The organism is Enterobacter cloacae complex sp. HYC003_NIDB (assembly GCF_056673375.1).
The window spans coordinates 2477181-2490805 of sequence record NZ_CP114220.1; the positions used below are offsets into that span (position 1 = coordinate 2477181).

Annotated in this window: 12 protein-coding genes; 9 read left to right on the top strand and 3 right to left on the bottom strand. The window is 56.9% G+C overall.

The window, feature by feature from the left end; genetic code table 11:
- The first annotated feature begins 83 nt into the window (after nt 1-83).
- The 9 genes from O1722_RS11780 to dsbG all read left to right on the top strand — a co-directional run bounded on the left by O1722_RS11780 (nt 84) and on the right by dsbG (nt 10187).
- The gene (locus O1722_RS11780; RefSeq protein ID WP_032648360.1) at nt 84-980 is read left to right on the top strand and encodes an aminoimidazole riboside kinase; all 897 of its coding nucleotides are present in this window, start codon (nt 84-86) and stop codon (nt 978-980) included.
- Nucleotides 981-1151: 171 nt separating this feature from the next.
- On the top strand, nt 1152-2669 hold the full coding sequence (locus tag O1722_RS11785; RefSeq protein WP_033487788.1) for a carbohydrate porin: 1518 nt from the start codon (nt 1152-1154) through the stop codon (nt 2667-2669).
- A 66-nt stretch (nt 2670-2735) separates the two neighbouring features.
- Complete coding sequence (locus O1722_RS11790) at nt 2736-4106, top strand: sucrose-specific PTS transporter subunit IIBC (protein ID WP_003857085.1); 1371 nt, start codon at nt 2736-2738, stop codon at nt 4104-4106.
- A complete protein-coding gene (locus tag O1722_RS11795; protein WP_033487787.1) occupies nt 4106-5512 on the top strand; it encodes a sucrose-6-phosphate hydrolase in 1407 nt (468 codons plus the stop codon). Before O1722_RS11790 ends, O1722_RS11795 begins: the two co-directional genes overlap by 1 nt.
- A 28-nt stretch (nt 5513-5540) precedes the next feature.
- Nucleotides 5541-6557, top strand: coding sequence for a LacI family DNA-binding transcriptional regulator (locus O1722_RS11800; protein WP_017693400.1), 1017 nt, complete (start codon nt 5541-5543; stop codon nt 6555-6557).
- Between the two features lie 95 nt (nt 6558-6652).
- The gene (locus O1722_RS11805; RefSeq protein WP_032671157.1) at nt 6653-8203 is read left to right on the top strand and encodes a methyl-accepting chemotaxis protein; all 1551 of its coding nucleotides are present in this window, start codon (nt 6653-6655) and stop codon (nt 8201-8203) included.
- A gap of 189 nt (nt 8204-8392) precedes the next feature.
- Complete coding sequence (locus O1722_RS11810; protein WP_100151282.1) at nt 8393-8764, top strand: hypothetical protein; 372 nt, start codon at nt 8393-8395, stop codon at nt 8762-8764.
- A gap of 47 nt (nt 8765-8811) precedes the next feature.
- Complete coding sequence (locus O1722_RS11815; protein ID WP_170950455.1) at nt 8812-9369, top strand: RNA polymerase sigma factor; 558 nt, start codon at nt 8812-8814, stop codon at nt 9367-9369.
- 41 nt (nt 9370-9410) lie between these two features.
- Complete coding sequence (dsbG, locus tag O1722_RS11820; RefSeq protein ID WP_015570501.1) at nt 9411-10187, top strand: thiol:disulfide interchange protein DsbG; 777 nt, start codon at nt 9411-9413, stop codon at nt 10185-10187.
- Nucleotides 10188-10225: 38 nt separating this feature from the next.
- Here dsbG and O1722_RS11825 read toward each other — a convergent pair whose 3' ends face one another.
- From O1722_RS11825 to O1722_RS11835, 3 genes are all read right to left on the bottom strand, one after another.
- Nucleotides 10226-11515, bottom strand: a complete 1290-nt coding sequence (locus tag O1722_RS11825; protein WP_033487785.1) for a glycoside hydrolase family 10-like protein — start codon at nt 11513-11515, stop codon at nt 10226-10228.
- 7 nt (nt 11516-11522) lie between these two features.
- Nucleotides 11523-11810 (bottom strand): VF530 family protein, encoded by a 288-nt coding sequence (locus O1722_RS11830; RefSeq protein ID WP_003857097.1) that lies wholly within the window; start codon nt 11808-11810, stop codon nt 11523-11525.
- A 324-nt stretch (nt 11811-12134) separates the two neighbouring features.
- Complete coding sequence (locus O1722_RS11835) at nt 12135-13616, bottom strand: UbiD family decarboxylase (RefSeq protein ID WP_479954280.1); 1482 nt, start codon at nt 13614-13616, stop codon at nt 12135-12137.
- Between the last annotated feature and the right edge of the window lie 9 nt (nt 13617-13625).

Genomic DNA, 13625 nt, shown 5'->3' on the forward strand with positions numbered 1-13625 from the left:
TTTTCCGTCGCCATATTTCCCCGACATCCTGCCTGTGCTTAAATAGCTAAACCGGTTTAACATGATTTAGCTAAGAAGGTGATATGGAGACGATCTGGGTACTTGGCGATGCCGTGGTGGATCTGTTGCCCGACGGAGAGGGCAAACTGCTGCAATGTCCTGGCGGCGCACCGGCCAATGTCGCGGTAGGGGTTGCGCGTCTGGGCGGCAGAAGCGCCTTTATAGGCCGGGTGGGCGACGACCCCTTCGGGCGTTTTATGCAAAAAACGCTTGCGGATGAGCAGGTTAATACAGAATGGCTGCGCCTGGACCCGCAGCATCGCACCTCCACGGTGGTGGTGGATCTCGATAACGACGGTGAACGTTCCTTTACCTTTATGGTTCGCCCGAGCGCTGATTTATTCCTCGACTCTGCCGATCTCCCGCCATTCCGCGCCGGGGAGTGGCTGCACGTCTGCTCTATCGCGCTCAGCGCCGAACCCAGCCGTTCCGCGACGTTTCAGGCGATGTCCGCTATCAGACTGGCGGGGGGATTTGTCAGCTTTGACCCCAATATCCGCGCCGATCTCTGGCATGATGAAGTCGAGCTGCGTCAGTGTCTTGAGCGGGCATTAGCCTGTGCAGATGTGGTGAAAATTTCGGTGGAAGAGCTGGCGTTCTTAACCGGAAATGCGCAGGTCCATGAGGGGCTGGCGGCGCTGATGCGCACCTGTCCGGCCAGGCTGGTGCTGGTGACGCAGGGAAAAGAGGGCGTAACCGCCTGGCAGAAAGGCGCGTTGACGCACTATCCTGCATCACCCGTGGAATGCATTGATACCACCGGCGCGGGGGATGCTTTCGTCGCCGGGCTGCTGTTCGGTCTGGCTCGTGATGGCCAGGCCCGTCTTTCAGAGGTCATCACGCTGGCGCAGCGCTGTGGGGCGCTGGCGACAACCGCAAAAGGGGCAATGACCGCGCTGCCTTATCATCACGAACTGTAATTCACCTCTCCAGGCCACCGGTCGGCGGCCTGAATTGTCGCCTCGATCACACTTACTAAAACGGTTTAGCAAAAAACGTTGCCGATCCAAAATTCAACGGTTTAGTATCATCAGCCTAAACCGGTTTAGCAATTTAGCACTTTCACCGATAGTTATTAGGGATGCGACAAAATGTATAAAAAACGCAGACTTGCCGTGATGATAGGCATGCTGGCCGGGAGTACCTCTGTTTTTGCCCAGACGGATATGACACGTATCGAAGCGCGCCTGGCAGCGCTGGAGCAGCGTTTGCAGGAGGCGGAAACCCGCGCGCAGGTTGCTGAAAAGCGCGCCACGGCAGCAGAACAGAAAACACAGCAGCTGGTGGCTGCGCAGCAGGAAGCGCAAACCTCCACACAGGCGGTGGCGCAACGTACCACGGTGCTGGAAGAAAAAGCCGACCGGACAGGCGGTTTTGAATTTCACGGTTACGCCCGTTCCGGCCTGCTGATGAACGACGCGGCCTCCAGCAGCAAAAGCGGCCCTTATCTGACGCCCGCCGGGGAAACGGGCGGGGCCATCGGGCGTCTGGGGAACGAAGCGGATACCTACGTTGAGCTGAATGTTGAGCACAAACAGACGCTGGAGAATGGTGCGACGACGCGCTTTAAGGCGATGCTGGCCGACGGCCAGAAAACCTATAACGACTGGTCGGCAGACAGCAGCGACCTGAACATTCGTCAGGCCTTTGCCGAGTTGGGCAATTTGCCAGACTTTACCGGTGCGCTGAAGGGCAGTACCTTCTGGGCGGGTAAGCGTTTTGACCGCGACAACTTCGACATTCACTGGCTGGATTCCGACGTGGTGTTTCTCGCCGGGACCGGCGGCGGCGTCTACGACGTGAAGTGGAACGATACGCTGCGCAGTAACTTCTCCCTTTATGGCCGTAACTTCGGCAGCGAAGAGGAGATCGACAACAACGTTCAGAACTACATCCTCAGCATGAATCACTTCGCCGGGCCGGTGCAGATGATGGTCAGCGGCTTACGGGCAAAAGATAATGACGACCGTAAGGACAGCAACGGCAATCCGATTAAAACCGACGCGGCCAATAACGGGGTACATGCGCTGGTTGGTCTGCATAACGAGAGCTTCTACGGCCTGCGGGAAGGTTCCGCCAAAACGGCGCTGCTTTACGGCCACGGTCTGGGCGCCGAGGTGAAAAGCATTGGTTCAGACGGCGCGCTACTGTCAGAAGCCGATACCTGGCGTTTTGCAAGTTACGGTGTCACGCCGCTGGGCGGTGGCTGGCACATTGCGCCCGCCGTGCTGGCGCAAAGCAGTAAGGACCGCTACGTGAAGGGCGACAGCTACGAGTGGGTCACGCTCAATACGCGTCTGATCAAAGAGGTGACCCAGAATTTCGCCCTCGCGTTCGAAGGCAGCTATCAGTACATGGATTTAAGCCCGGAAGGCTACAAGGATCGCAATGCGGTTAACGGTAGCTTCTACAAGCTGACCTTCGCCCCGACGTTAAAGGCGGGCAAAATTGGCGATTTCTTCAGCCGTCCGGAGCTGCGCCTGTTCGCCACCTGGATGGACTGGAGCAGCAAGCTGGATAACTACGCCAGCGATGACGCCTTTGGCAGCAGCGGCTTCAACGCGGGCGGGGAATGGAACTTTGGGGTGCAGATGGAAACCTGGTTTTAACCCTTCACGCTCCCGCATCGCGGGGGCGTTTCGAACACCATAAAAAGAGGTCAGGAAGAGGTATCTATGGATTTTAATCATATTGCGCGCGAGCTTATTCCGCTGCTCGGTGGCAAAGAGAACATTGCCAGCGCGGCACATTGCGCCACGCGCCTTCGTCTGGTGCTGGTCGATGATGCGCTTGCCGACCAGCAGGCTATCGGCAAGGTTGAAGGCGTGAAAGGCTGTTTTCGAAACGCCGGGCAGATGCAGGTGATCTTCGGCACCGGGGTGGTGAATAAGGTTTACGCCGCGTTTATTCAGGCGGCAGGGATTAGCGAGTCCAGTAAATCGGAAGCGGCGGATATTGCGGCCCGCAAGCTGAACCCGTTCCAGCGTATCGCGCGTCTGCTCTCCAACATCTTCGTGCCAATTATCCCGGCGATCGTGGCCTCGGGTCTGCTGATGGGCCTGCTGGGGATGGTTAAAACCTACGGCTGGGTTAATCCGGATAACGCGCTCTATATCATGCTGGATATGTGCAGCTCGGCGGCGTTTATTATTCTGCCGATCCTGATTGGCTTCACCGCCGCGCGGGAGTTTGGCGGCAACCCGTATCTGGGGGCAACGCTCGGCGGCATCCTGACTCATCCGGCGCTGACCAACGCCTGGGGCGTAGCGTCCGGCTTCCACACCATGAACTTCTTCGGTCTTGAAATCGCCATGATTGGCTATCAGGGAACCGTCTTCCCGGTGCTGCTGGCGGTGTGGTTTATGAGCATTGTGGAAAAACAGCTGCGCCGGGCCATCCCGGATGCGTTAGATCTGATCCTGACGCCGTTCCTGACCGTCATTATCTCCGGCTTCATTGCGCTGTTGATTATTGGCCCGGCGGGACGCGCGCTGGGCGACGGAATCTCCTTCATTCTTAGCACTCTGATTGCCCACGCGGGCTGGCTGGCCGGGCTGCTGTTTGGTGGGCTCTATTCGGTGATTGTCATTACCGGCATTCACCACAGCTTCCACGCCATTGAGGCCGGGCTGCTGGGTAATCCGTCGATTGGCGTTAACTTCCTGCTGCCGATCTGGGCGATGGCGAACGTGGCGCAGGGCGGGGCGTGTCTGGCGGTGTGGTTCAAAACCCGCGATGCCAAAATCAAAGCCATTACCTTACCGTCGGCGTTTTCCGCGATGCTGGGCATCACCGAAGCGGCAATTTTTGGCATCAACCTGCGTTTTGTGAAGCCGTTTATCGCGGCGCTGATCGGTGGTGCGGCGGGCGGTGCCTGGGTGGTGTCGGTGCATGTCTACATGACCGCCGTTGGCCTGACGGCGCTTCCCGGCATGGCGATTGTCCAGGCCAGCTCGCTGCTCAACTATATAATCGGCATGGTGATTGCCTTTGGCGTGGCGTTCACCGTCTCTCTGCTGCTGAAATATAAAACGGACTCTGAATAATGACCTTATCTTCCCGCTGGCCTGCCGTGTTGCAGGCCGTTATGCAAGGCCAGCCGCGTGCGCTGGCGGACAGCCACTATCCGCAGTGGCATCCCGCACCGGTGACAGGGCTGATGAACGATCCGAACGGGTTTATCTGGTTTGCCGGGCGCTACCATCTGTTTTATCAGTGGAACCCGCTGGGCTGCGATCATCGCTACAAGTGTTGGGGGCACTGGAGCTCAGCAGATCTGGTGCACTGGCAGCACGAGCCAATGGCGCTGATGCCTGACGAAGAGTATGACCGCAATGGCTGTTACTCCGGCAGCGCCGTGGATAACAACGGCGTGCTGACCCTGTGCTATACCGGCAACGTTAAGTTTGACGATGGCGGCCGCACCGCCTGGCAGTGTCTGGCGGTGCAAAATGACGATGGCACGTTTGCCAAACTGGGACCGGTGTTGCCCCTGCCGGACGGGTACACCGGGCACGTCCGCGATCCGAAAGTATGGTGGCATGACGGGCTGTGGTACATGGTGCTCGGCGCGCAGGATCGACAGCAGCGCGGCAAGGTGCTGCTGTTTACGTCAGCCGATTTACACATCTGGGCGTCCTGCGGCGAAATCGCCGGTCACGGCGTCAACGGACTCACGGACGCGGGCTATATGTGGGAGTGCCCGGATCTGTTTGAGCTTGATGGCACACACGTCTTGATCTGCTGCCCGCAGGGGCTGGCGCGCGAACCGCATCGCTATCTCAACACCTATCCGGCCGTCTGGATGCGTGGGGCATTTGATTATCAAACGCCTGCATTTGCGCACGGCGAGCTGCATGAGCTTGACGCCGGTTTCGAATTTTACGCGCCGCAAACCACGGTGGCAGAAGATGGCCGCCGCATCCTCATCGGCTGGATGGGCGTGCCGGACGGCGAAGAGATGCTCCAGCCTACGCGGGCGCACGGCTGGATCCACCAGATGACCTGTCCTCGCGAGCTGCGCTACCGCGACGGTAAGCTCTGGCAAACCCCCGTCCGTGAGCTGGAAACGCTGCGCGAGGATGAACATCTCTGGCAGGGACGCGCCAGCGATGCCCCGGTGCTGGCGGGAGCGCGTCTTGAGTTCGAACTGAGCGCATCGAGCGTGAACGTGGATTTTGCCGGCGCGTTGCGGCTGATTGTGGATGATGAGGGGATCCGTCTGGAACGCGCCAGTCTGAAAACCGCAGACACGCTGACCCGCTACTGGCAGGGCAATGTTCATCATTTACGCGTGCTGTGCGACTGTTCCAGCGTCGAAATTTTCATCAATCACGGTGAAGGCGTCATGAGCAGCCGCTATTTTCCTGACCATCCGGCCCAGGTACGCTTCGAAGGTGCGTCCGATATCACATTACGCTACTGGTCGCTGCGCAGCTGCATGATAGAATAGAGGTTTTGGTAGCCGGATCTAAGTCGTTGTGAGAAAAACAAAACGCGTCACCATTAAAGATATCGCGGAGCTCGCGGGGGTATCAAAAGCCACCGCCAGCCTGGTTCTGAACGGCCGCAGCAAAGAGCTTCGGGTGGCGGAGGAGACACGCGAGCGTGTGCTGGCGATTGCCAAAGAACATCATTATCAGCCCAGCATTCACGCCCGTTCGCTGCGGGACAACCGCAGCCACACCATTGGTCTGGTGGTGCCGGAAATCACCAACTACGGGTTTGCCGTTTTTTCTCATGAGCTGGAGACCCTCTGCCGCGAGGCGGGTGTTCAGCTGCTGATCTCCTGTAGCGATGAAAATCCGGGCCAGGAGACGGTGGTGGTCAATAACATGGTGGCCCGCCAGGTGGACGGGCTGATTGTCGCCTCCAGCATGCTCAACGACGCGGACTATCAAAAGCTGAGCGAACAGTTGCCCGTTGTACTCTTTGACCGTCATATGAACGACAGTTCTCTGCCGCTGGTTCTCACCGATTCAATTACCCCAACCGCCACACTGGTGGCCGACATCGCGCGCCAGCATCCGGATGAGTTCTACTTCCTCGGCGGTCAGCCGCGGCTTTCCCCGACGCGTGACCGTCTTGAAGGGTTTAAGCAGGGGCTGCGTGACGCTGGCGTCGAGTTACGTCCGGAGTGGATCATTCATGGTAATTACCATCCGAGCTCCGGCTACGAAATGTTTGCCGAGCTTTGCGCACGCCTGGGCCGCCCGCCAAAAGCCCTTTTTACCGCCGCCTGCGGTCTGCTGGAAGGGGTGTTGCGCTATATGGGGCAACATAATCTGCTGCAAAGCGATATGCGTCTGGCCAGCTTTGACGATCACTATCTCTATGATTCTTTGACCATTCCTGTCGATACCGTTCGTCAGGATAACCGCCAGCTCGCCTGGCACTGCTTTGATCTGATTGGCAAACTGATTGAAGGGGAAACGCCGGAGCCGATCCAGCGTAAGCTGGATGCCACCCTGCAACGGCGATACAAGGCCGTAGAGTGACAGGGTAACGTCTGAGGGTGACATCAATAACTTTAATTAATTAAAGATTGGATTCAGCCGATAACCAAAGGGAAATTATATCCCTGAGGTGTGTTATGTCGTTGAAAAAATCATCCCTGATTATCCTGTTTTCCCTGCTTTTCTTCTTTGTGGCCAGCACTATCACCAGCGTTGGGCTCATCATTAAAAGTAATACTTCGCTGGATAATGTGAACAAAGAAATTCAGGTGGTTCTGTCCATTATTGATCCCATTAACCACAGCCGAACCCTGCGCGTCAGGGTTATGGAGTATGTGAAAATGGTGGAAGCGGGGGACGCTACCGACCCGTCTGCGAAACTGGCCTCGGTTAAAGAGGCGCTGACCAAAGCCGATAGTGCATTTTCGGCGTTTATGGCCTCGCCGCGTTTGCCGGACGAAGCCCCGCTTGTCACTGCCTACCAGGAGGCGTGGCAAAACTACCGTAACCAGGGACTGGCGCCTCTCATCGCCGCTGCCGCCGCTCACGATGTGTCGCGGTTCAACGCTCTTATTCCCGTGGTGTCTCGACTCGATCGCCAATATGAAATTGTGCTCGATCAGGTTCTCTCCGTTCACCAGAAGTACGCCAAAACGCTGAACGAGGATGCGAGCCATAATTTCGTGTCGGGTCTGGTTATTATCGCCTGCATTGCGGTGCTGTTCGTGGTGGTGATCTTCGCCGTCAGCCTGCTGATGAAACGCGTGGTCTTTGCGCCGGTGAACCTGGCGCGCGAGCACTGTCGCCAGATTGCGGCCGGGAAGCTGGACGTACCGGTACCGATCAAGCGTGATTCCGGGAATGAAATCGATCACCTGATGTCCTCGATGGAGCAGATGCGCCAGGCGCTGCTCTCCACCATTTCTCAGGTGCGCGATGCCAGCCACACTGTGACGCATGCGGCGCAGGAAATTGCCTCCGGCAATATCGACCTGGCCTCCCGTACCGAGCAACAGGCTTCGGCCCTGACCCAGACGGCCGCCAGCATGGAAGAGCTGAGCGCGACGGTGGCGAATAACACCGACAACGTTTTCCAGGCCGGTAAGCTGGTGCAGGATGCCGTGAAAAATGCCCATACCGGTGAAGCGGTAACCCGTGAAGTCATCGAAACGATGAATACTATCGCGTCCAATTCGAAGCGTATTGAAGACATCACCAGCGTCATCAACAGCATTGCTTTCCAGACTAATATTCTGGCGCTAAACGCGGCCGTTGAAGCGGCGCGTGCTGGCGCGCAGGGGCGAGGATTTGCCGTGGTAGCAAGTGAAGTGCGCACCCTGGCACAAAAAAGCGCGGTGGCGGCGAAAGATATCGAAAGCCTTATCGCCCAGTCTGTTTCCAGCGTGAAAAACGGTGCACAACTGGTGAATCGTTCGGGAGAGGTGATTGATTCTATTATCAGCTCTGTGAATAAAGTGCATACGCTGATGGAACAGATTTCGGTTGCCTCAGAAGAGCAGAGCCGCGGGATTGGTCAGGTTGGGCAGGCCGTAACGGAGATGGACGGTGTGACCCAGCAGAACGCGGCGCTGGTGCAGCAATCCGCCGCCGCTGCGGCCTCGCTGGAGGAGCAGGCGCAGCAGCTGTCCCAGAGTATCTCGAGCTTTAGTTTGCCTGCTACGGCGTGATGTTCAGAGAGGCTCCTGAGGGAGCCTTTTTAATGTCTGCATGTAGCCGCTGCACAATCTCCTTCAGCCATTACTGTTATCCGTACAAAGCCGCTATCACATAAATTTTATCTTTCCCCGGCAATATTTCTGTTCCTCATCCGTCTACCTCATCAGAGACCATAATCATTCAACATAAACGAGGTACACATGAGAAATTTTGATATGCACGGAAAAGGTCACGGGCGTGGTTTGGGCCGCCATCGTATGGGTAAGGGCATCGTGATTGGCGCAGTCCTGTTCGTGGTGCTTGGCCTGCTGGTCATGTCCCTGTGGAACGCGTTGCTCCCGGCCATCCTGGGGGTTAAAGCCATTGGCTTCTGGCAGGCGCTGGGGATCCTGCTGCTGAGCCGCATTCTTTTCGGTGGGCTGGGTTTCCGTCCGGGCATGTTCGGTGCGCACCGCCGTATGCACGAACAATGGATGAATATGAGCCCCGAACAACGTGAGGCCTTCATTCAGCAGCGTCGGGCGGGATTTGGGCGCCACGGTCATTGCCGGTGGCACGATGGCCGGGATTAAAAGCGAGATGATAACGGTGCAAAAGCGCCGGAAGCCGAGTGAGCGATATGAAAGCCGGTGAGGCGGGGGAATCATTACTGATCTCGGCACTCAATGCCTGCCGCGCGCGGCTAAAAGCCTTCATTCGCGGACGGACTGCGGTTCGTGATGATGTCGATGATATTCTTCAGGAAGTGACCTGGCAGTTGATGAAAGTGGAACAACCGGTCGAGAACGTCGCCGCCTGGCTGTTTCGCGCCGCACGAAATGAGATGATCGACCGGGCGCGAAAAAAGCACGAGGTTTCACTGCCGGGGTACCTGACAGCAGATGACGAGGACTTTCCGGAGCAGGAGATTGCAGAAACGTTATTCGGCCTACCGCAAACGCCGGAGGAAGAGTATCTCAACATGCTGCTATGGGAAGAGTTGGGGCAAGCCCTGTCGGAACTGCCGCCACCTCAGCGCGAGGTGTTTGAAAAAACGGAATTTGAGGGCTACAGCATGAAGATGCTGGCAGAGGAAACAGGCGACAGTGTGCAGGCGTTATTATCCTGCAAACACAAAGCCGTGCGATTTTTGCGTAGTCGCCTCAAGGATATTTATGAAGCGTTGACAGGACAATAAACTTCGACCACTCTGAAAAACAATATTTTAAAGGGGTCGTTATGCTTCAACGGTTAGCAAAGAAAAAGGTGCTGTTACTCTCTGCTCTGATGGTTTCAGGGCTGGTCAGGGCAGAGGAGTCGCTTCCGGATGTGGTGAAGCACTTCAGTGAACAGCAGGACATCAAAATCATCAAGAAAATTGACGCCCCCGGCGGCGCGCCAGCGTGGCTGGGGAAATATCAGGACATGGGCGTGACGCTCTTTCTGACCCCTGACGGAAAGCACGTCGTGTCTGGTTATCTTTATGATGAGAAAGGAACCAACCTCAGCGAGGCCTTTTTCCAGAAAGAGATCTACGCCCCGATGGGCCGCGAGATGTGGAAAAAGCTCAATGCGGCGCATCCCCTGAAAGAGGGCGCGGAGAGTGCCCCGCGCAAAGTCTTCGTCTTTGCCGACCCGTTCTGCCCGTACTGCAAGCAGTTCTGGGCTGAAGCGCAGCCGTGGGTGAAGGCTGGCAAGGTTCAGCTCAATACGCTGCTGGTTGCATTTCTTAACCCAAACAGCGGGCGTAACGCCTCCGCGATCCTGAATGCGAAAGATCCGGTGTCGGCCTGGAAAACGTACGAGCTGTCCGGCGGGAAAAAGCTGCCGAAACCTGAAGCTGCGGCTTCCCGGGAAACCGTTGAGATCCTGCAAAATCACCAGACGCTAATGGACAGTCTTGGCGCGAATGCCACACCGGCTATTTATTACCTGAATGAGCAAAACGAACTGCAACAGGTCGTGGGTATGCCAGACGCAAAACAGCTTGAGGCGATGTTCGGGCCGAAGCCGTAAAAAAAAGGCAGAAACAGGTCGTTTCTGCCTTTTTTCAGTCAACTACCCCAGCGTCCCCGGAGGTAATTTACTGCCTCCTGCGTCTGCGGCTGGTTAAGATAGTCTTCACGGAACAGGATGGTGCCCTTAACGTCTGGCAGTGAATCGTTGAGGTCGAGCTGTTTTTTCAGCTCCGGTACGCCGCCGTTCACCGTCCAGTCCGGTTCGTTTCTGGAAGGCGCGCCCACTTTGTAGAACGCGATCCCGATATACAGGCGGGTATGGGTCGGTTTCACCACGTCAGCCCACCATTTTGTCAGCACATCGTAACGTGCCGCGTCGCGGGCGAAGGGCCAGTAGATCTGCGGCGCAATGTAATCCAGTAAACCCTGCTGTACCCATTTGCGCGTGTCAGCGTAGGATTCATCATAGGCTGCGGCACCGCGCGTGTCCGAGCCTGCCGGGTCGAAGGAGCGATTGCGCCAGACCCCCGCCGGGCTAACGCCAAATTCGACCTCAGGTTTAGCCTGCTTGATCGCCCTTGAGACCTGCACAATCAACTGCTGCGTATTGTGTCGACGCCAGTCCGCTTTTGACGCAAATCCTTCGCCATAGCGCCTGAAGGTCCAGGCATCATTCAGGGTGGACCCCGGCGTCTCGGTGTAAAAATAGTCATCGAACTGAACGCCGTCGACAGGGTAGTGATTTACCACTTCCATCACCACCTGGGTTATCCAGTCCCGCACGTCGGGAATGCCCGGGTCGAGAACAAAACGATCCCCCGAGGTGCGGATCCACTCCGGATGCTGGACGTACACGCTGGAAGGATGAAGCGACGAGGTGCGGTTAAGCGCGGCGATGGTCGACGGCTTCGTGTTGGTGGAAACGCGGTACGGGTTAAACCAGGCATGAACCTTCATCCCGCGCTTGTGCGCTTCATCCAGCATAAACTGAAGTGGATCGTAACCGGGATCTTCCCCGATAGTCCCCGTCAGGGTATCTGACCACGGCAGTATTTTAGAGGCCCACAGCGCCGTACTGTCCGGTTTTACCTGAAAGAAGACGGTGTTGATCCCAAGTTTTTTCAGCTTATCGAGCTTGTCCGTCAGCGCCCGCTGTTGCTGGGCGATACGCTGGTCCGCGCTACGGCCATTCACCGATGACACGGGAGGCCAGTCGAGACGGGAGACGGTCGCCAGCCAGATCCCGCGCATGGGTTCGTTAGTCTGCTGTAGAGGTTTCGCCTGCGGCAGCGGGGTAACGAGTGATTTGGGTGGTTTGGAAGTGCAACTTACCAGTAAAAGCGCGCAGCCAAGCAGCGCGCCAGTCCGTTTTACGTGTCGCATCATTTGCGTGTTAGCTCCTGGGTGTCCGGCTATCCGTCCAGGGATTAAACGCCGGTTCGTCCTGTTCCCCGTTACCGTCATCGTGAAGAGAGTCGAGGTAGAGGGCTTCAACTTCCGCCCTCGCCCATGGGGTGCGGCGCAGGAACTTCAGACTCGATTTAACACTCGGGTCCTTGCGAAAACAGTTGATTTTGATTCGGTTGCCCAGTTCATTCCAGCCATATCGCGCAACCAGCGCGTTAACCTGCATTTCGAGCGTTACGCCATGCAAAGGATCGTTGGAAACATGTGCTGTCATAGGCGTCCGGTAGTCTCATTTTTTATGGGGATGTGATAAACGCTCAAAGGTTACAAGAAAGCAGGGGACGCGGCAATTTCAGCGTGAGGTTCTTCACCCGTGAAGGAGAGGGTTACCCAGTAATTTGAAAGAAAAAGCTATAACGTTGCCTCAGAAAAACTGAGGGCTTTCAGCGATGCCCTAAGTGAACGGAATGACCACCAGCGCCGTATGTTCCCCCTCACCCCAGCCCTCTCCCTCAAGGGAGAGGGGGCCGTCTGTGCAGGCATTATTTTGTGGGAAACCCTCAGCCCGTGAAGGGTGAAGAAGATTATCCGGTTAACGCTATTTTTTAAACAGTTCAGGCGCCCATGGCGTCGGGTCTACCTCCATAAAGGGCGCACGCTCAAAGCGGGACTTAAGCGCCCAGGGCACCGTACAGTCGAAAATCGTTTTGCAGGTGATCCCGTTGCCACGAATGGAGGGGCTGTAGTCCGGGGCCTGAGACGGATCGAGCTGGTGTCCGCGGATCCCCGGCAGATGGGTGATGCTGACATCGCCCTGCATACGGGTGGTCATCGCCCACAGGATGTCGTCGCTGTCGAAAATATCCACATCTTCGTCGACGAGAATAATGTTTTTAAGCTCGGAATAGGTGGCTAACGCGATGAGTGCCGCCTGACCCTGACGCCCTTCGTCAGAGGGCTGGCGTTTTTTCACCTGCAATACGCCAAGAAACTTGCCGCCGCCAGCGGTATGCGCATAGACGTTTTGCAGAAAACCGGGGATGGCTTCTTCCACCGCATTACGGATGCTGGCCTCCGTTGGCAAACCGGCCAGCGTGGTGTGCTCCTCGCCCGGTCCTACCAGGGTTTGCAGGATCGCCTGATGACGCATCGTGACGGCCTTCACTTTGATTACCGGTAAGGAGGGGTTAGCCTCCCCGCAGTAGCCGGGAAATTCCGGCATCGCGTGCCCGGTGTGGGTATGCTGATCTTCTTCTACACGCACGCCCGGCAGCAGTTCGCCTTCGATGATAATTTCCGCACGCGCTATCGCTTTTTCATTTACGGCCACACCCTGCACCAGCTCGACGGGGGTGTGACGTAACGCGCCGGCGACACCCAGCTCGTTGTAGCCGAAGGGCGTGGTAGGGGCTTCGAAACAGGCGCCAATATAGATAGCGGGATCGAGACCCATATTGATCGTGACCGGCAACGGTTTGCCCGCCTCCTCGGCTTTCTTACGGAACACTTCAATATGGCGGCCCGCGGCAAGAAACATGGAGAGCTCATCGCGCTCCTGCACGCAGAGACGGTGAATAGTGACATCGGTCAGTGAGGCATCTTCCGGATCGCTTGCCAGCACCAGCCCCAGACAGAAGAACGGACCGGCATCTATCGGCGTGTTGGTCGGTGCCGGAAGCAATTTACGCAGATCGAAGTCCGGATCGTCGGCATAAAACACCTGTTCCTGACACGGCGCCTGTGCCGCCGGAACCACAACGGGAGCAATCGGGTTTTTCACGGCCTGGCCGACATGTTTTGCCAGTTCAGAGGGCTCGCAGCCCAACAGGAGCGCCGCCCGCTCGCGGCTGGCGTGCATTCCGACCAGAATACGCGAGTCGGGATATCCCTTAATAGCGTTAAACATCATCGCCGGGCCAATGCGCGTCGGACGTTTTACCGTGCCGCCAGCACCAATATGCCGGTACACACCCGCCAGCTCCGCGTCAGGATCGACCGGATGGCTGGTTTCAAGGTATTGACCTTCATGGCGTTTGAGCAGTTCGATAGCACTTCTGAGATCGTTGATGTGTTTTTTCATATTTCCCTC